Genomic DNA, 18,187 nt, shown 5'->3' with positions numbered 1-18,187 from the left:
ACATTCACGGGTTCTCCTGTCATCACGCCCTTCGTCGACCCGGACCGGGCGGGCACCGCTTCCCACATCCACCGCCTCATGACTCGAGGAGCACCCGTGAGATCCACCATCCGCCGCGGCATCCCGGCACTCGCCGTCGCCGCCCTGTCGGCCCTCGCGCTGTCGGCCTGCGCCGCCGGCTCGCCTCAGGCCACGTCCTCCACCACCTCCGGCGACGTCATCATCGCCGCCGCCGACCCGTCGCTGCTGCCCTACAACTTCACCGGCAGCGACGGTTCGACGTGGGAGGGCATCAACGTCGACCTGGCCGCCGCCCTCTCGACCAAGCTCGGCCGCACGATTCAGTTCCAGAGCGCCGGATTCGACACGATCATCCCCGGCCTCACCTCGGGACGCTTCGACATGGCTCTCACCGGCATGTTCGACACCAAGGAACGCCAGAAGAGCGTCGACTTCGTCGACTACCTCAAGGCGGAGAACAACTTCCTCACCCGGTCGGACTACCGCGACATCACCGACATGAACGACCTCTGCGGCGTGACCGTCGGCATCCCGTCGGGCGCCATCGAAGGCTCGCTCCTCGCGACCGCCTCCGAGAAGTGCACCTCCGAGGGCAAGGCGGCGATCACCGTCAACGAGTACTCGGACCTCAACGCCGTCGTGCTCGCCCTCACCTCCAAGCGTATCGACGTCACCCCGAACGACTCCGCCGCCAACGCCTACATCATGAAGAGCGCCAGCGGACTCAAGGTCTCGGGCGGCTACCAGAACGAGGGCTACTTCGCCGCGGCGTTCCCGAAGGGCAGCGCGCTGACCGCCGAGGTCGAGACGGCGTTCACCGAGATCATGGCTGACGGCACGTACGCCTCGATCCTCGACAAGTGGGGCGTTCCGTCCCGTGGCCTGACCGCCCCGATCGTCAACGGGTCGCCCTTCTGATGAGCGACACCCCTCGCACGGCGGCCGATGCCGACGTCATCGTCCCCCGCCCTCGGCGGTGGCGATGGCTCGGCATCGCCGTCGTGGCGGTCGTCGTCCTCTCGGTCGCGTGGTCGTTCCTCACAAACCCGCACTACGAGTGGAACGTCGTCCTGCAGTACCTGTTCGACCCTCGCATCCTCTCGGGGCTCGGCACCACGCTGCTGCTGACCCTCGTCGGCATGGTCATCGCGCTGGTCATCGGCCTCGCACTCGCCGTCATGCGGCTCTCCTCCAGCGGTCTGCTGGGCGGGGCTGCGGGCGTCTACATCTGGTTCTTCCGAGGCACGCCCGTTCTCGTGCAGATCATCCTCTGGTACAACCTGGCGATCATCATCCCCGACGTCGTGATCGGGGTGCCGTTCGGCCCGACCCTCTGGTCGATCGACACCAACACCCTCATCACGCCGTGGACCGCCGCGATCCTCGGCCTCTCCCTGAACGAGGCCGCCTACCTCGCGGAGATCATCCGGTCGGGCATCGTGTCGGTCGACAAAGGCCAGTCGGAGGCCGCGGACGCGCTCGCGATCGGTCGCGCCACCGCGTTCCGCCGCATCATCCTGCCGCAGGCCATGCGCGTGATCGTGCCGCCCGCCGCGAATGAGGCGATCGGGCTGCTGAAGTACTCGTCGGTCGTGAGCGTCATCGCGCTGCCCGAGCTGCTCTACAGCGGTCAGCTGATCTACGCCCGCACCTATCAGACGATCCCCGTGCTGATCGTCGTCTGCATCTGGTACCTCGTCGTCGTGACGATCCTGACCGGGCTCGAGCATCTGCTCGAGCGACGCCTCGGCGTCGGGTTCCGCTCCGTCGGCGCCCACGGCACATCCTCGAGGAGGTGGTCGCGATGGCTGATCGCGAAGCGCTAGTCCGCCTGCGCAACATCCACAAGTCGTTCGGCCACGTCGAGGTGCTCTCGGGCATCGACCTCGACGTCGCCGCGGGCGAGGTCGTCTGCCTGATCGGGGCGTCGGGGTCGGGCAAGTCGACCCTGCTGCGGTGCGTCAACCACCTCGAACGCCCCGATCGCGGTCGCGTGTACGTCGGCGACCACCTCATCGGCTACGAGGAGCGCGCCGACGGCCGCTTGCACGAGCTGTCGCCGCGGCGCATCAATGCCCAGCGCACCGACATCGGCATGGTGTTCCAGCACTTCAACCTGTTCCCGCACCTGACCGTTCTCGAGAACGTCATCGAGGCGCCGATGCGCGTGCGCCGGCTCGACCGTGCCACGGCCACGGCGACCGCGCGCGATCTGCTCGACCGGGTCGGGATGGCGCACAAAGAGGATGCGTACCCGCGCACGCTCTCCGGCGGGCAGCAGCAGCGCGTCGCCATCGCCCGCGGCCTCGCCATGCGCCCGAAGCTCATGCTCTTCGACGAGCCCACCTCGGCGCTTGACCCCGAGCTCGTCGGCGAGGTGCTCGACGTCATGCGCGACCTCGCCCGCAGCGGCATGACGATGATCGTCGTCACCCACGAGATGGCCTTCGCCCGCGAAGTGGCCGGGCGCATCGCGTTCATGTCGGGCGGCGAGATCGTCGAGATCGGCACGCCGGCCGAGGTGCTCGGCAACCCGCAGCACGAGCGCACGCGTGCCTTCCTGTCGAAGGTGCTCTGACCATGGCTCCCTCGCCGACTCTCGCCTCCCTCGTCACCGGCGGCCTGACCGCCCGTGACGCCGAGCTGCTCGGACCCGTCGTGCTCTGCGCCGAACCGGGGAGTCCCGCGGCGGCGTTGCGGGTGAAGATCGGTCGCGCCGCGTGGCCGACGGTCGCGGTCGGTGCGCCGGTGCCGGCCGCGCATGCCGCGACCGAGCGGGATGCGCGGCTCATCCTCGTCAGCGGATCGAGCATCGACTGGATCGCCGCGGCCGTGAACGTGCTCCGCACCGCGGGGCAGACACCCATCGCCGTCGTCGACGTCGACGTGCGCGACGACGTCGAGCTCGTGCTGCTCGACGCCGGCGCGAACATCGTGGTCGGGAGGACCGTCTCGCCGCGGGAGTTCAGTGCGCGCCTCCTCGCCCTCGTGCGCGCCCGTTCGGGCGAGGAGAGCCTGCGCGTGCGGTGGCTCCAGGCCGAGGGTCTCGCGCTCGACGTCGCTACCCGCAGCTGCACCCTCGATGGCGACGACCTCGCTCTCAGCCGGCACGAGTTCGAGCTGCTCACCGCGCTCATGTCGAACAGCGGCCGCGTCGTCTCCCACGAGGAACTCGTGCAGCAGCTGTGGGAGTGGGGCGACGACGACGCCCAGAACGCACTGCGTCTCGCGATCACCCGCCTGCGCAAGAAGCTCGGCGACCCGTCCGGCGACCCCCGGTGGATCGCGTCCGTGCGCGGGGTCGGCTACCGCTTCCTCCCCGCGACCGCCGAGATCGGCGACAACCGCAACGAGGATCGCATGCGCGCCGCCCTGGCCCGCCTGACCTCCCAGACCGACGCGCTCGGCGCCCTCGCCGACGCGCTCGCTGCGGCCGGCAGTGTCGATGCGGTCGCCGACACGACGGTCACCTGGGCCGTGTCGCGCGGATTCGCCGACGCCTCGACCGTCTTCCGCCTCGACGGCGGGACGAGCGACGACCCCCGGGCGACCCTCATCGCGAGCGCCGGGATGTCGGCCCGTTGGCGGCAGACGATCGCCACGGGCCATCCGGTCAACAACGCGTTCATCGGATCGCACGTGTACCGCAGCGGGCAGACCGTGCAGCTCAGCGACATGTCGAACCTGTCGGGGCGCTTCCCGGTGACCGCCCGCATGTCGACCGCCGAGGACCTGCACGCGTGCGTGCTCTTCCCCCTGCACACCGGCGGCCGCATCTGGGGCGATCTCGCGTTCCTCAGCCGCTCGCCGAAGGCCTTCAGCCCGGCGGTGGCGGGCTTCTTCCGCACGGTGGCGACGATCGTGTCGCTCGCGCTCGGGGCGGTCTCGCCCACAGCCGCCGTCGGACTCGACCCCCGGGAGGCGTCGCGTGCGTGAGGTGACCGACGCCGAGGTGCGTGCCGCGGTCGACGACCGCGCGCTCGTGGACGCCTGCACGGCAGCCCTCGCCGCCCTCGGGCGCGGTGAGGCGTCGCAGGCCGCGAAGCAGATGCTCCCCGCCGCGGGCGGCGGCTTCTTCCTGTCGATCTCGGCGGTGGTCCCGGCGCTCGGCTGGGCGATCTCGAAGTGGGCGTCGTACGTTCCCGCCGAGGGCGGCGCCGGACGCTCGACGTCGACGATCCTCGCGGGTCCCGCCGACGGCTCGGCGCCGACCGCGGTGCTGCGCGGCATGCTGCCGACGCGGCTGCGCACCGCGGCGGCGGCCGTCGCCGCGATCGAGGCGCTGGGTCGCGCGGATGCCGCCTCCCCCGTCGCGCTCCTCGGGTTCGGTCCGACCAACCGGGCCGTCGCCGACATGCTCGCCACCCTCCACGGCGTGCGGTCGTGGCGGGTGCTCGTGCGCTCGGACGCCGCAGGCGACCGTGCGCGTGCGGCGCTCCCGGGTGAGGTCGTCGTCGGAGGCAGGGACGCCCTGGCCGACGCCGTGCTCGCGGTGAGCGCGACGGGCGCCGGCGGCGCCGTGGCATCCGTCGCAGATCTCGCCCCGGGCGCGGCCGTCGTCTGCCTCGACGGCGCCCGCGTGTGGGAGACCGCTCACGCGACTCTGATCGACGACCGCAGCACCGCGCACGAGGTGGGCGGGCTCGCGCGCCTCGTCGCGGGACTCGATCCGGCGCCCGACGGGGCGGTGCTGATCGATCAGGCCGGTTCGGCGGTCACCGACGTGGCGCTGGCGAGCGTGGCCCTCGGCGAGCCGCAGAACGTGAGGGACCGATGGTGAGCCGCACCGGGTGGACCGCGACGGCGCTCACCGTCGTCGGCGCGTTCTCGGCGCTGCCGAGCGCGTTCTACACGCACATCGTCTCGGCGACCGGCACGCCCTGGGCGACCGCGCTGCTCTTCTCCGGCCACGGACTCGCGTCGATCGGCGGCATGACCGTCGCCGCGCGCGCCGCCCGACGGCGGAGCCTGGTGGCGATCGTGGTCGTGGGTGTCGTGCTGGATGCCGCGGGCGCCGCGCTGCTGGTGATCGCGCCGCTCGACCAGCTCGGGGTGCTTCTCGCGGCGCGCGTTGTCTGCGGGGCCGCGCTCGGGGTCGTGGTGGCGGCGGCATCCCTGGTCGTCGTGTCCTCCCGCGCCGGATCGGCCGGGGTGACGGCCGCGGTGTTCGGCGGCGTCGGGCTCGGATCGCTCTCGGCCGGGCTGCTGGCCGCTGCGGGCCTCTCCGCCTCGCAGGTCTTCCTCGTCGGGGCGCTCGCGCTCGCCGCCGTCGTCGCGGCCGCTGCGCTGCTCACGCCCGGCGACGCCGGCTCGGCCGCACCCGCCGCGTCGGCGTCGACGATCGCTGTGCCGGTCTCCGTGACGCCGTCCGCCGGCCGCGTGGTGACGCTGGCCGCCGCCGTCTTCGCCGCCAACGGCATCTTGGCCCTGTTCACGTCCACGCTCCCCGGCGAGATCGCGAGGCTCGCGGGCGGCGCGAGCCTCGTCGCCGGCCTCTCGGCGGGCACCGTGATGCTCTCGGCCGGTGCCGCCCGCCTGCTCGTCGGCGCCGGCCGTGCCCGCCGGCTTCCCACCGCCCTCGCGGTGCTGCTCGCGATCGGTGCCGGTGGCATCGTCGCCGCCGTCGCGGGGCCCGCGCCGATCGCGATCGCCGCTGCCCTCGTCGCGGGGATCGCCCTCGGCGCCGCCGCCGGACTCGTGTACGACCTCGCCGTGCGGCGCAGCGCCGCCGTGGGCGCCCTCGTCACCGTGCAGCGCGCCGGACAGCTCGGCCTGGTCGTGCCGCCGGTGCTCATGACCGCGGCGGTGACCCTGTGACATCCGTGATCGAGATCGCGACGATCCTCATCCCCGCGCGACCCCCGACAGCGTCGATGCGCCCCCGACACATCGACCCCTCTCCGACCGAAAGACACTCATGAAAGCCAGCTTCGACATCGGCGGGACGTTCACCGACATCGTCCTGCTCGACGAGACCACCGGGCGCACCTGGCTCGGCAAGGCCCTCACCACCTACGACGACTTCAGCCGCGCCATCGCCGCGGGCATCTCCCAGGTGCTCGCCGACGCCGACCACCACACCGACGCGATCGACTCCGCCGTCGTGGGTGCCACCACCCTCGTGACCAACGCGCTCATCGAGCGTCGCGGCGCGAAGACGGCGCTCGTGACGACCCGGGGCTTCGGCGACGTGCTCGAGATCGGACGCGAATGGCGCTACGACCTCTACGACCCGCGCCTGCAGCTGCCCGACCCCCTCGTGGCGCCGACCGAGCGGTTCGAGGTCACCGAGCGCCGCGGCCCCCGCGGCGAGGTGCTCACCCCGCTCGACCGCGCCGACGTCGAGCGCATCGCCGACGAGCTCGCCGCGGCCGGCGTGGAGTCGATCGCGGTGTGCCTGCTGCACTCCTACGTCGACGCCGCCCATGAGGAGACGATCGCCGAGATCCTCGCCGAGCGGCTCCCCGATGTCCCCGTCACGCTCTCGGGACATCTCGTGCCCGTGATCCGCGAGTATGAGCGCACCGTCACGACGCTCGCCAACGCCTACGTGCGCCCGATCGCCGGCGAGCACTTCGAGGACATCGAGCGTGCGCTCACGACGCTCGGCATCGACCAGTCGCTCATGCTCATGCAGTCCAACGGCGGTGTCGTCACCACCGCGACCGCCCGCGCCTACCCGATCCGCCTGCTCGAATCGGGCCCGGCGGCCGGAGCGATCGGCGCCGCCTATGTCGGCGCCCAGCTCGGCATGGACCGCCTCATCGCCTTCGACATGGGCGGCACCACCGCGAAGGTCTGCATCGTGGAGGGCGGCGAGCCGACCGTGCGCAACGGCTTCGAGGTCGGGCGCGTGCACCGGCTGAAGCAGGGCTCGGGGCTCCCGGTGTCGATGCCCGTCGTCGACATGATCGAGATCGGCGCGGGTGGCGGCTCGATCGCCGCGCTCGACGGGCTCGGCCTGCTGAAGGTCGGCCCCCACTCGGCAGGCTCACGCCCCGGACCCGCCGGCTACGGACTCGGCGGCGAGGAACCCACCGTCACCGACGCCGACATCGTGCTCGGCTACCTCGACCCCGACTACTTCCTCGGCGGTCGCATGACACTGGATGCCGCGGCATCCCGTCAGGCGATGGTGTCGCGACTCGGCTCCGCGTTCGGTCACGACCCGGTGGCCGCGGCGGCCGGCATCGCCCGGGTCGTCGACGAGCACATGGCTCTCGCCGTGCAGGTGCACGCGACCGAGCACGGGCACGACCCGCGCACCTTCCCGATGGTCGCCTTCGGCGGTGCCGCCCCGGTGCATGCGGCGCGCATCGCCCGCATCCTCGGGGTGTCCCACGTGGTGATCCCGGCCGCCGCGGGCGTGCTCTCGGCGACCGGTCTTCTCGTGGCCCCGCCGATGGTCGAGGAGTCGCGCACGCGCCTGCTCGAGCTGCGCGACTGGGACGCCGCGGCGGTCGAGGCGATCTACGCCGACCTCGTCGCCCAGGCCCAGCGCGAACTCGGCACCGATGTCGCCCGCATCGACCGGTTCGTCGAGATGCGCTTCCTCGGGCAGGGCTTCGAGATCGAGGTGGCCGTCGGCGACGGCGACGACCCCGCGGGCTACCGGGATCGCTTCGTGCGCGAGTACGAGCACATCTACGGCGTCACACCCGACTACGAACGCATCGAGATCGTCACCTGGCGCGTGCGGGTCTACGGGCCGTTCACCGTGCCGACCCTCACCCGCACGGTGAGCCCCGACGCCAGCGAGGAGCGCACCCGCACCCGCACCGCCTGGTTCGCCGAGACGGGTCTGGTCGAGGTGCCGGTGCGGCGCATGCTCTCACTCCCGCCCGAGGAGCGGGTGACGGGCCCCGCGATCCTCCAGCTGCCCGAGAGCACCGCGGTCGTCGGCCCCGACGACATCGCCTGGCTCGATCAGCACGGCAACCTGCACGTCGAGATCGCGGTGCGACGCCCCGAGACGGCGGATGCCGCGGCGCTGAGCGGGGCGCTCTCATGAGCCTCGAGCGGGCCGAGGGCCTGCTCGCCGGACTCGGGATCTCCACCGGTCGCGGTGGTGAGCCCGCCACGAGCACCGAACGCTTCGCCGACGGCGGCTGGTACAAGTGGGAGGTCGCGGGCGCGCTCGATGCCGCGGCCGTCGCCGCGATCGACGACGCGCTGCGCCGCGACGGGGCGCGTCTCCACCAGGCGACGAACACCGTCGGCACGATGCGCTACCTCGTTCACGAGATCGTCGACCTCGTGAACGAGGCGGCGGGGCGCGGCATCCAACTGCGGATGGCCGTGGGGCCGCGCGGCACCTACGACATCGGCGGCCAGAAGTTCGCCGCCGGTCCGGTGGCGGCGGCCAGCGCCTACCGCCTGCGCGGCGGGGAACAGCTCGCGCAGGGCCTCGAGGACGTGCTGCACGCGGTCGAGCTGGGCGTGCGCGGGTTCCTCGTGTTCGACGAGGGGCTGCTGCATGTGCTCGCGCGGCTGCGCGCGGCGGGGGAGCTTCCCGCCGAGGTGCGGCTGAAGGCATCCTCGAACATGGGTGCCGCCAACCCCGCCCATGCGCTGCTGCTTGCCGATGCGGGTGCCGACTCGGTCAACCTGCAGCGCGATCTGGATGTCGCGATGCTCGCCGCCGTGCGCGCGACGACCGCGGTCGCACTCGACCTGCACACCGACAACCCCCGTTCGACCGGCGGCTTCGTGCGCGGCTACGACGTGCCCGAGTTCGTGCGGGTCGCCGCCCCGGTCTATCTGAAGGCCGGTAACGCCGCCCAGGACTTCTCGGACGACGCGCCCACCCCGGCCGTCGTCGCGGGCATCGTCCGACAGATCCTGCTCGATCGCCAGCTGCTCGAGCGCCATTTCCCCGAGGCGACAGCCTCCGACACGCCTGAGTTCTAGGAGTACACACCATGACCCAGTGGGATGCAGCGACGCTGCAGATCGTCTGGCAGCGACTCATCTCCGTCGCCGATGAGATGGCGGCGGTGCTGCTGCGCACCGCCTTCAGCTCGGTGGTGCGGGAGTCGAACGACCTGGCCTGCGCCGTGCTCACCGCGCGCGGCGACCTGCTCGTCGAGTACGGGCGCTCGGTGCCCGTGTTCACCGGAACCGTCGCGGGCACCGTGCGCGCGATGGTGGCGGAGCTCGGCGAGCACAACCTGCGGCCGGGCGACGTGATCGCCACCAACTCGCCGCGCTACGGCAACACGCACCTGCCCGACCTGACCGCGGCCACCCCCGTCTTCCGCGACGGTCGCATCGTGGCCTACGTCGCCTCGATCTGCCATCTCTCCGACATCGGCGGCACCTCAGAGGGCGCGTTCGCGCAGGATGCGTTCGAAGAGGGCTTCTGCCTGCCGCCCGTGAAGCTTGTGGAAGCGGGCGTGCCGAACGCCCTCGTGCGCCGCATCCTCGCCGCGAACGTGCGGGTTCCCGCGCAGGTGCTTGGCGACGTCGACGCGCTCATCGCCGCGAACGCGCTGGGCGAGCGCCGCGTGACGGCGCTGCTCGACAGCGACGCGGGGCTCGATCTCGACGAGGCCGCGGCCCACATCTGCGACGCCACCGAGCGCGCGGTGCGCGCCTCGATCGCCGAGATCCCCGACGGCCACTACGCGGCCTCGATCGATCTCGACGGCTTCGAGGAGCCGAAGACGATCGTGGTCTCGGTCGAGGTGCACGGCGATTCGATGACCGTCGACTACGAGGGCACCTCGCGCCAGTCGACGTTCGGCATCAACTCCGCCTCGCCGACGTTCGGCTACACCCGGTACGGGCTCGCGTGCCTGCTGGCACCCGAGCTGCCGAACAACGAGGGCGCCCTGCGCCCCATCGCGATCCGCGTGCCGGAAGGGTCGCTGCTGAACCCGCGAACGAACGCGGCGGTGAGCGCCAACTTCCCCGCGCACGCCATCCCCTCGGTGCTCTCCCGCGCGCTCGCCGACGTGCTGCCCGACCGGGTCTCGGCGGCCGCCGGCACGCCCTTCTGGGTGGTCGGCATCCGCGGCGAGAAGGAGACCGGTCCGTTCGCCTCGCTGCTGTGCTTCAACGGCGGTCAGGGCGCCGCGCGCGGCCAGGCCGGCTACGCGACGCTGTCGACGCCGAGCAACGTGTCGAACACGCCCGTCGAGATCGTCGAGAGCCAGGCTCCCGTGCTCGTCGAGTCGAAGTCGATCGTGCGCGGCTCGGGCGGCGAGGGCGCGTGGCGCGGCGGCGACGGCCAGGAGGTCGCGCTGGTGTCTCGGCACGACGCCCCGCTCGACGTGATCTTCCTGACGGAGCGCATCGAGCACGCCGCGCCGGGTCTCGCCGGCGGCGGCGACGGCGCCCCGGGAGTGCTGCGGGTCGACGGCGGCGATGTCGCGGAACCCAAGGGGCGCATCCGCTGGGCGCCGGGATCCCGCATCCTCATGCGCACTCCGGGCGGCGGCGGATACGGCGCCCGATGACAGACCTGTTGACGACGACGGACGAAGGAACACACATGACTGACGCACACGACACGACCACGATCGCCTGGGCGGAGCCGGGCTCCACCGTGCTCGCTCCCAAGGAGCGCCTCGCGCTGGCCCTCCGCAGGGGGCAGACCCTCACGATCACCGACCTCGAGGGGCAGCAGGTCATGGACTTCATCGCCTCGATGGTCTCCGACCCCGACGAGCGCCTGTCGGCGATGTTCACGCGCGTGAGCTCGGGCAAGTGGGACCTCAACGAGGGGTACACGATCTACTCCGACCGCTGCCGCCCGATGTTCCGCGTGGTGCGCGACGACAACGGCATCCACAACATGACCGGCGGCTACTGCTCGAAGTACTCGAACTCGATCCGCTACGGGGTCGAGGAGACCTGGGGATGCCTCGACAACCTCGTCGGCGACTGGCGCGAGCTGGGTCTGGACGAGACGAAGATCAACCCCGACCAGTGCATCTCGCTCTTCATGAACATCATCCATCACGCCGACGGACGCATGGAGATCGTCGAGCCGACGACGAAGGCCGGCGACTGCATCGTGCTCGAAGCGCTCGACGACCTCTACGTGGGTCTGTCGAACTGCCCGGAGGAGCACAACCCGTGCAACGCGTTCCACGTGACGCCGATGCAGGTGACGGTGGCCTGACGCGCCGCACGCCGATGGGGCGGGCCGTGCCGGGCGACCGGCGCGCCCGCCCCATCCGCGTCAGAGCGCGGGCGTGCGCGGCGGCGCCACGCGCCGCGGCCGGATCGCCTCGAACGCGGCGGCGAGGCGCAGCATCCGCTCGTCGTCGTAGGCGCGGCCGGCGAACGTGAGTCCGACGGGCATGCGGATGTCGGCGAGCAGCCCCATCGGCACGGTGACGGTCGGGATGCCGAGGTGCCGGATCGCCAGGTTGCCGTTCGCGACCCAGACGCCGTTGGCCCAGCCGGCGTCGGCCGAGGCGGGGTTCACGTCCATGTCGGCGCGTGCGATGTCGGCGACGGCGGGGAAGGCGAGCACGTCGAGGCCCTGGGCGTCCATCCACTGCTCGAGGTCGATGCGTCGGGTCTCCTCGAGTCCGCGCAGGCCGTCCTCGAGCTCGGGCATGCCCTCCCACCCGGCGCCGGGGTGCGCGCGCACCCAGTCGGGGTAGGTGACGAGGTCGTCCTCGAACCCGTCGTAGCGGTCGGGCAGCGCGCCGGGCGGGGCCGGGAAGATGCGGTGGCCGTCGACGCCGGCGAGCGAGTGCAGCGCCGGGTCGCCGTTCGCCGCGAGGAACTCCTCCATCGCCCACGCCGACAGGTCGACGATCTCGCGCCGCAGATAGGCGGGCGACACGAGTCCGCGGGTGGCGATGGTGGATGCCCCGGGCCGGTCGCCCTCGTAGTTGCTGACGACGGGCAGGTCGACCTCGACGACCCGCGCGCCGTGCGCCTCGAGGTCGGCGCGCGCCGCCTGCCACAGCGCGATCACGCTGTCGCGGGTGACGATGCGGCGCCCGGTGGAGCCGCCGATCCCCGGGGATGCGGCGGTGCCGGCATCGGGGTCGGCGTTGATGTACATGCGGGGCACGCCGACGGTGACTCCCTGCAGGACGTCGGTGCCGTGGGCGAGAGCGGGGTAGGAGGCGGGGCGCACGGCGGATGCCGCGGGGATCGTCACCCATCTCTGGGTGCGCCACAGGTCGCCGCGCGTCTCGGGGTCGTCGGCGACGATGACGTCGAGCACCTCGAGCAGGTCGGCCATCGTGCGGGTGTGGGGGACGACGACGTCCATCGTGGGCACGAGCGGCCAGTTGCCGCGCACCGAGATCACCCCGCGCGAGGGTGTGTAGGCGCAGAGCGCGTTGTGGGAGGCCGGGCCGCGCCCGCTCGACCAGGTCTCCTCGCCGAGCCCGAACGCGGCGAAGCTCGCGGCGGTCGCCGTGCCGGAGCCGTTCGACGAGCCGGAGCCGAACGGCGCCGTCAGGTGGTCGGCGTCATACGGGCTCTCGGCCCGCCCGTAGACCCCGCGCTGCATGCCGCCGTTGGCCATCGGCGGCATGTTGGTCAGGCCGAGGCAGATCGCGCCCGCACCCCGCAGCCGCTCGATCGTGAACGCGTCACGCTGCGCGACGAGGTCGGCGAACGCGGGGCTGCCTGCCGCCGCGGTGAGGCCGCGCACCAGGTAGCTGTCCTTCGCGGTGTACGGGATGCCCTCGAGCGGCCCGCGTCCCTCGCCGCGGGCGCGTCGGGCATCGGATGCCGCGGCCTCCGCCCGCGCGTCGGGGTTCGCCACGACGAGGGCGTTGAGTGCGGTGGGGGTGCCGGGGGCGTCGTAGGCGGCGATGCGCGCGAGGTAGGCGTCGACGAGCGCGACGCTCGTCGTGCGGCCGTCCTCGAGGGCCGACCGCAGCTCGGCGATCGACGCCTCGACGACGTCGATCATGCCGACGCGCCGAGGGAGGGCTGCTGCTGCGTGATGCAGTGGATGCCGCCGCCCCGATCGAAGATCGGACGCGACTCTACCGAGACGACGCGGCGGCCCGGGTAGGCCTCGGCGAGGATCGCCCGCGCGTCGGCGTCCGCGCGCTCGTCGCCGAAGCCGCACGCGATCACGCCGCCGTTGACGACGAGGTGGTTGACGTAGCTCCAGTCGACGACGCCGTGCGCGTCGCGGAGCGTCGACGGGGCGGGAAGGCGCACGATCTCGAAGGGGCGGCCCGCGGCATCCGTCTCCTGCGACAGCAGGTCGACGAGGTCGCGGGTGACCGCGTGGTCGGGGTGCCCCGCATCCCGCTGGTCGTGCAGCAGCAGGCGGCCGGGCGAGGGGATCGTGGCGACGATGTCGACGTGGCCCTTCGTGCCGAAGCGGTCGTAGTCGCGGGTGAGGCCGCAGGGCAGCCACACCGTGCGGGTGGTGCCGAGGGTGCGCGCGAACTCCGCCTCGACGCGCTCGCGGGTCGCGAACGGGTTTCGCTCCGCGCCGAGCTGCACGGTGTCGGTCGCGAGCACGGTGCCCTCGCCGTCGACGTGGATGCCGCCGCCCTCGTTCACCAGCAGCGACGGGATGCGCTCGGCGCCGACGAGGGCGGCGACGATGCCGGCGATCTCGTTCGAGAGCGCCGCGTTCGCCCAGTCGGGGGAGCCCCAGCCGTTGAACACCCAGTCGACGGCGCCGAGCGCGCCGGGTCGGTCGGCGTCGACGACGAAAGTGGGGCCGAAGTCGCGGATCCAGAACTCGTCGAGCGGGGCCTCGACGATCTCGACCGCGCCGCCCAGCAGGCGCCGCGCCCGCGCGGTCTCGGACGGGTCGACGACCATCGTGACCGGCTCGAACTCGGCGATGGCGAGTGCGACGTCGGTCCACGCGCGGTAGCCCTCCTCGCGCAGCGCGTCGGTGTCGCCCAGGGTGACGCCCTCGACCGGGAAGGCCATCCAGGTGCGGTCGTGCGGGGCGGTTTCGGAGGGCATGCGCCAGGCCATGGGCGTCCGTTCGTTCGCGTGGGCGCGCGGGTCGACGCACCCCTCGGGGCACGATACCTCCGGCCCGCCCCGTAGCGCTCGACATCCGCGAGTGCTAAACTTGAGCGCGTAAGACTCAACTTTGAGCAGCGAACTTCAGGAGCATCGTGAACGCCACACAGCAGCCGGGCCAGGAGGAGGCGCAGAGCGCCCTCGAGCAGTTCGGCATCAACCTCACCGAGCGCGCCCGCCAGGGCAAGCTCGACCCCGTCATCGGACGCGACAGCGAGATCCGCCGCGTCAGCCAGGTGCTCACCCGACGCACCAAGAACAACCCTGTCCTCATCGGCGAGCCCGGCGTCGGCAAGACCGCGGTCGTCGAAGGCCTCGCCCAGCGCATCGTCGCGGGCGACGTCGCCGAGTCGCTCAAGAACAAGGAGCTCGTCTCCCTCGACATCTCCGCCCTCGTCGCCGGCGCGATGTACCGCGGTCAGTTCGAGGAGCGCCTCAAGAGCGTGCTGAAGGAGATCACCGAGTCCGAGGGACGCGTCATCACCTTCATCGACGAGCTGCATGTGCTCATGGGTGCCGGCGGCGGCGAAGGGTCGGTCGCGGCATCCAACATGCTCAAGCCCATGCTCGCCCGCGGTGAGCTGCGCCTCATCGGCGCCACCACCCTCGACGAGTACCGCGAGTTCATCGAGAAGGATGCCGCACTCGAGCGCCGCTTCCAGCAGGTCTACGTCGGCGAGCCGAGCGTCGAGGACACGATCGCGATCCTGCGCGGACTCAAGGAGCGCTACGAGGCCCACCACAAGGTGGCCATCGCCGACGGGGCGCTGGTGGCCGCGGCATCCCTCTCGAACCGCTACCTGCCCTCGCGCCAGCTGCCCGACAAGGCCATCTACCTGATCGACGAGGCCGCGTCGCGGCTGCGCATGGAGATCGACTCCGCTCCGCTCGAGATCGACGAGCTGCGCCGCCACGTCGACCGGCTCAAGCTCGAAGAGCTCGCCCTCAAGAAGGAGAAGGACGCGGCCTCGAAGGAGCGTCTCGAGAAGCTGCGCACCGACCTCGCCGCCGAGGAGTCCCGACTCACCGAGCTGCAGGCCCGGTGGGAGCGCGAGCGCGCCTCGCTCAACCGCGTCGGCGACCTCAAGACCCGCCTCGACGCCGCCCGCGTCGAGGCGGAGCGCGCCCAGCGCGAGGGCAACCTCGAGAAGGCGTCGCGGCTGCTGTACGCCGAGATCCCGGCGCTCGAGCGCGAGCTCGTCGCCGCCGAGCAGGCCGAGTCGACCGATGAGCGCATGGTCGGCGACCAGGTGACCGACGAGGACATCGCTGCCGTGATCGCCGCGTGGACGGGCATCCCGGTGGGGCGCCTGCTGCAGGGCGAGACCGAGAAGCTCGTGCACCTCGAGGCCGAGCTCGGCCGGCGGCTCATCGGCCAGAAGCCGGCCGTGCGCACGGTGTCCGACGCGGTGCGCCGCTCGCGCGCCGGCATCAGCGACCCGAACCGCCCGACCGGATCGTTCCTGTTCCTCGGGCCGACCGGTGTCGGCAAGACCGAGCTCGCGAAGGCGCTCGCCGAGTTCCTCTTCGACGACGAGCGCGCCATGGTGCGCATCGACATGTCGGAGTACGGCGAGAAGCACTCGGTGTCGCGCCTGGTCGGCGCCCCTCCGGGATACGTCGGCTACGAGCAGGGCGGTCAGCTCACCGAGGCCGTGCGTCGGCGCCCCTACAGCGTCGTGCTGCTCGACGAGGTCGAGAAGGCGCACCCCGAGGTGTTCGACGTGCTGCTGCAGGTCATGGACGACGGCCGCCTCACCGACGGCCAGGGCCGCACCGTCGACTTCACGAACGTGATCCTGATCCTGACGTCGAACCTCGGCTCGCCGATCCTGATCGACCCGCTGCTCACCCCCGACGAGAAGCGGGAGCAGGTGCAGGCGCTCGTGCGCCAGGCGTTCCGTCCCGAGTTCGTCAACCGTCTCGATGACGTCGTGATCTTCCAGGCGCTCACCGAGGACGACCTCGCCCAGATCGTCGAACTGTCGGTCGACGCCCTGCAGCGCAGGCTGAAGGAGCGGCGCCTCACCCTCGCCGTGACCCCCGACGCCCGCACCTGGCTGGCCGAGCGCGGATACGACCCGGTGTTCGGCGCGCGTCCGCTGCGCCGCCTCATCCAGTCGGAGATCCAGGACCGCCTCGCGATGGCGATCCTCTCCGGACGCGTGCACGACGGTGACGTGGTACGTGTCGACGTGGATGCCGCGGGCTCGCAGCTCGTGCTGACGAGCGACGGCCAGGCGCCCGCCGCCGACGACGAGGGCGACGTCATCGAGGCGATCATCGAGGACTGAGCGCCCGGCCTCCGCGCCCCCGCCGCCCGCTCTGCGGGCGACGGGGGCGTCGTCCTTCCGAACGTCGAGACCCCCGCGCGCCGCGTCGGCGCCGGGGGTCTCGGGTGTCGTGCGACGGATGCCGCGGCTCAGTCGTTCGCGATGAGGATGCCCTCGAGCGAGTTGCGCACACGCGGCGCGGCCTCGCGCTCGCGCAACTGCTCGGAGGCGAGCTGCGGGTCGCCGAGCGTGCCGACCGCCATGATCGAGACGGGCTCGTAGGTCGCGGGCAGGTCGAACGCCGCCCGCAGCTTGGCGCGGTCGATGCCGCCCATCTGGTGGGTGGCGAGTCCCTCCGCGTGGGCCTGCACGGTGAGGAACGCGGCGGACTGGCCGAGGTCGTACTCGCTCCACGGCAGCGCCCTGCCGTCGCGCTCGGTCTCGGTGACGAACGCGATCAGCACCGAGGCGGTGCCCGCCCAGGCCTGGTTGAAGTCGAGCAGCCCGTCGAAGAGCTTGGCGTGGGTGTCGGTGCCGCGGCGGCCCACGATGAAGTGCCACGGCTGCGTGTTCGACGCGGACGGCGCCCAGCGCGCGGCCTCGAGCACGCTGCGCAGGGCGTCCTCGTCGATGACGGCGGTGGCGTCGAAGATGCGGGTGCTCCAGCGCTCGGCGAAGACGTCGAGCACGGGGGCCTCGATGAGCGCAGGATGCGCGATGGACTGAGACATGTCTGCTCCTCGGAATCGGATGGCGCGGGACATCGTCGGCCCAGTGCATCCAACAGCATGGCGCGATGAGGTGTTCCCAGGTACGCACAGGTCGTCATTGACCGATACAGAAGGATCGACGATCTTCCCCGCGCAACAGAGCGGATGCCGCGGCATCCGGCCCGTACCGTGGGCGCATGACCATCGCGACAGCCGACCTCTACGACGAGCGCGGCGACGACCTTGATTCGCTGTCGGTGCCGTTCCAGGACATCGGCGGGCGCACCGCGTTCGACGGGCCCGTGCGCACGATCCGCTGCCACCGCGACAACGCCCTCGTGAAGGCGACGCTCGCGACGCCCGGCGACGGGGCGGTGCTCGTCGTCGACGGGGGAGGGTCGCTGGAGTCGGCGCTCGTCGGCGACCTCATTGCGGCATCCGCCGTTGCGAACGGGTGGGCGGGCATCATCGTGTTCGGCGCGATCCGTGACCGTGAGGCGATCGGCGGCCTCGACCTGGGCGTCAAGGCGCTCGGCTCGAACCCGCGAAAGTCCGCGAAGGACGGCGTCGGCGAGGTCGACGTGCCGATCGTGATCGGCGGGGTCGTGTTCGAGCCGGGACTGCACGTCTGGGCCGACGCCGACGGCGTGCTCGTCGAGCGCTGAGGGGGGCCGCGGCATTCCCCGCCCTTTACAGCGCGGCCGGCGCGGAGCAGTGTGGAGGCGTTCGAGTTCCCCGCGCGCGAAGGAGGCGGCCGTGTTCACGACCGAAGGGGCGTTCAGCGGATTCAGCGTCGACGACGTCGAGGCGGCTCGGGTCTTCTACGGCGACACGCTGGGGCTCGACGTCGAGGTGAACGCGATGGGCTTCCTCGACATCACGCTGCCCTCCGGCGGCCGGGTGCTCGCGTACTCGAAACCCAACCACGAGCCGGCGAGCTTCACGATCATGAACTTCTCGGTCGACGACGTGGATGCCGCGGTCGACGACCTGCGTGCCCGCGGCGTCGAGACGAAGATCTATCCCGACGACCAGGTGCCGTCCGATGCGAAGGGCATCGTGCGGGGCTGGGGCCCCGACATCGCCTGGTTCCGCGACCCCGCCGGCAACGTGCTGGCCGTGCTCTCGCGCAGCTAGCGCTCGCTGGCGCTTCGGCGCTCTGCGAGCGATCGCCCCACTCGCTCCCCCTCTTCCCGCCGCCTT

General features: G+C 71.9%; 16 protein-coding genes. 13 read left to right on the top strand and 3 right to left on the bottom strand.

What is annotated here, in order from left to right:
* Positions 1 to 96 precede the first annotated feature (96 nt).
* The 10 genes from RR49_RS03595 to RR49_RS03550 all read left to right on the top strand — a co-directional run bounded on the left by RR49_RS03595 (position 97) and on the right by RR49_RS03550 (position 11,149).
* The gene (locus RR49_RS03595) at positions 97 to 939 is read left to right on the top strand and encodes an ABC transporter substrate-binding protein (RefSeq protein ID WP_048809307.1); all 843 of its coding nucleotides are present in this window, start codon (positions 97 to 99) and stop codon (positions 937 to 939) included.
* Positions 939 to 1,847: an amino acid ABC transporter permease gene (locus tag RR49_RS03590; RefSeq protein WP_045246700.1), complete on the top strand. Its 909-nt coding sequence runs from the start codon at positions 939 to 941 to the stop codon at positions 1,845 to 1,847. The genes RR49_RS03595 and RR49_RS03590 overlap by 1 nt, the downstream gene beginning before the upstream one ends.
* The gene (locus RR49_RS03585; RefSeq protein ID WP_045246699.1) at positions 1,826 to 2,599 is read left to right on the top strand and encodes an amino acid ABC transporter ATP-binding protein; all 774 of its coding nucleotides are present in this window, start codon (positions 1,826 to 1,828) and stop codon (positions 2,597 to 2,599) included. Before RR49_RS03590 ends, RR49_RS03585 begins: the two co-directional genes overlap by 22 nt.
* 2 nt (positions 2,600 to 2,601) lie before the next feature.
* Complete coding sequence (locus RR49_RS15075; protein WP_048809306.1) at positions 2,602 to 3,957, top strand: winged helix-turn-helix domain-containing protein; 1,356 nt, start codon at positions 2,602 to 2,604, stop codon at positions 3,955 to 3,957.
* A 1-nt stretch (position 3,958) separates the two neighbouring features.
* The gene (locus RR49_RS03575) at positions 3,959 to 4,801 is read left to right on the top strand and encodes a hypothetical protein (protein WP_211255135.1); all 843 of its coding nucleotides are present in this window, start codon (positions 3,959 to 3,961) and stop codon (positions 4,799 to 4,801) included.
* Positions 4,798 to 5,838 (top strand): hypothetical protein, encoded by a 1,041-nt coding sequence (locus tag RR49_RS03570; protein ID WP_045246697.1) that lies wholly within the window; start codon positions 4,798 to 4,800, stop codon positions 5,836 to 5,838. The genes RR49_RS03575 and RR49_RS03570 overlap by 4 nt, the downstream gene beginning before the upstream one ends.
* A gap of 100 nt (positions 5,839 to 5,938) precedes the next feature.
* A complete protein-coding gene (locus RR49_RS03565) occupies positions 5,939 to 8,032 on the top strand; it encodes a hydantoinase/oxoprolinase family protein (protein ID WP_045246696.1) in 2,094 nt (697 codons plus the stop codon).
* A complete protein-coding gene (locus RR49_RS03560; protein ID WP_045246695.1) occupies positions 8,029 to 8,931 on the top strand; it encodes a hypothetical protein in 903 nt (300 codons plus the stop codon). The genes RR49_RS03565 and RR49_RS03560 overlap by 4 nt, the downstream gene beginning before the upstream one ends.
* An 11-nt stretch (positions 8,932 to 8,942) precedes the next feature.
* On the top strand, positions 8,943 to 10,481 hold the full coding sequence (locus RR49_RS03555) for a hydantoinase B/oxoprolinase family protein (RefSeq protein WP_045246694.1): 1,539 nt from the start codon (positions 8,943 to 8,945) through the stop codon (positions 10,479 to 10,481).
* Between the two features lie 35 nt (positions 10,482 to 10,516).
* Positions 10,517 to 11,149: a DUF1989 domain-containing protein gene (locus tag RR49_RS03550; protein ID WP_045246693.1), complete on the top strand. Its 633-nt coding sequence runs from the start codon at positions 10,517 to 10,519 to the stop codon at positions 11,147 to 11,149.
* Between the two features lie 60 nt (positions 11,150 to 11,209).
* Here the strand turns inward: RR49_RS03550 and RR49_RS03545 are convergent, their stop codons facing one another.
* Both RR49_RS03545 and RR49_RS03540 read right to left on the bottom strand, forming a co-directional pair.
* A complete protein-coding gene (locus RR49_RS03545; protein ID WP_045246692.1) occupies positions 11,210 to 12,913 on the bottom strand; it encodes an amidase in 1,704 nt (567 codons plus the stop codon).
* Positions 12,910 to 13,950 (bottom strand): agmatine deiminase family protein, encoded by a 1,041-nt coding sequence (locus RR49_RS03540; RefSeq protein ID WP_045246691.1) that lies wholly within the window; start codon positions 13,948 to 13,950, stop codon positions 12,910 to 12,912. The genes RR49_RS03545 and RR49_RS03540 overlap by 4 nt, the downstream gene beginning before the upstream one ends.
* Positions 13,951 to 14,096: 146 nt before the next feature.
* Here RR49_RS03540 and RR49_RS03535 point away from each other — a divergent pair, with 146 nt between their 5' ends.
* Positions 14,097 to 16,295 carry an ATP-dependent Clp protease ATP-binding subunit gene (locus RR49_RS03535; RefSeq protein WP_048809304.1) on the top strand — a complete coding sequence of 733 codons (2,199 nt, stop codon included), beginning with the start codon at positions 14,097 to 14,099 and terminating at the stop codon, positions 16,293 to 16,295.
* 128 nt (positions 16,296 to 16,423) lie between these two features.
* On the opposite strand, the gene RR49_RS03530 is transcribed toward RR49_RS03535, so the two are convergent.
* Positions 16,424 to 17,005, bottom strand: coding sequence for a nitroreductase family protein (locus RR49_RS03530; protein ID WP_045246690.1), 582 nt, complete (start codon positions 17,003 to 17,005; stop codon positions 16,424 to 16,426).
* 176 nt (positions 17,006 to 17,181) lie between these two features.
* Here RR49_RS03530 and rraA point away from each other — a divergent pair, with 176 nt between their 5' ends.
* A complete protein-coding gene (gene rraA, locus RR49_RS03525; protein ID WP_045246689.1) occupies positions 17,182 to 17,649 on the top strand; it encodes a ribonuclease E activity regulator RraA in 468 nt (155 codons plus the stop codon).
* A gap of 91 nt (positions 17,650 to 17,740) precedes the next feature.
* A complete protein-coding gene (locus RR49_RS03520) occupies positions 17,741 to 18,121 on the top strand; it encodes a VOC family protein (RefSeq protein ID WP_045246688.1) in 381 nt (126 codons plus the stop codon).
* Positions 18,122 to 18,187 lie beyond the last annotated feature (66 nt).

It is taken from the genome of Microbacterium ginsengisoli, from assembly GCF_000956535.1.
GTDB lineage: Bacteria > Actinomycetota > Actinomycetes > Actinomycetales > Microbacteriaceae > Microbacterium > Microbacterium ginsengisoli.
Note: the sequence above shows the minus strand (reverse complement) of the source record. Positions and strands in the feature narration are given on the sequence as shown.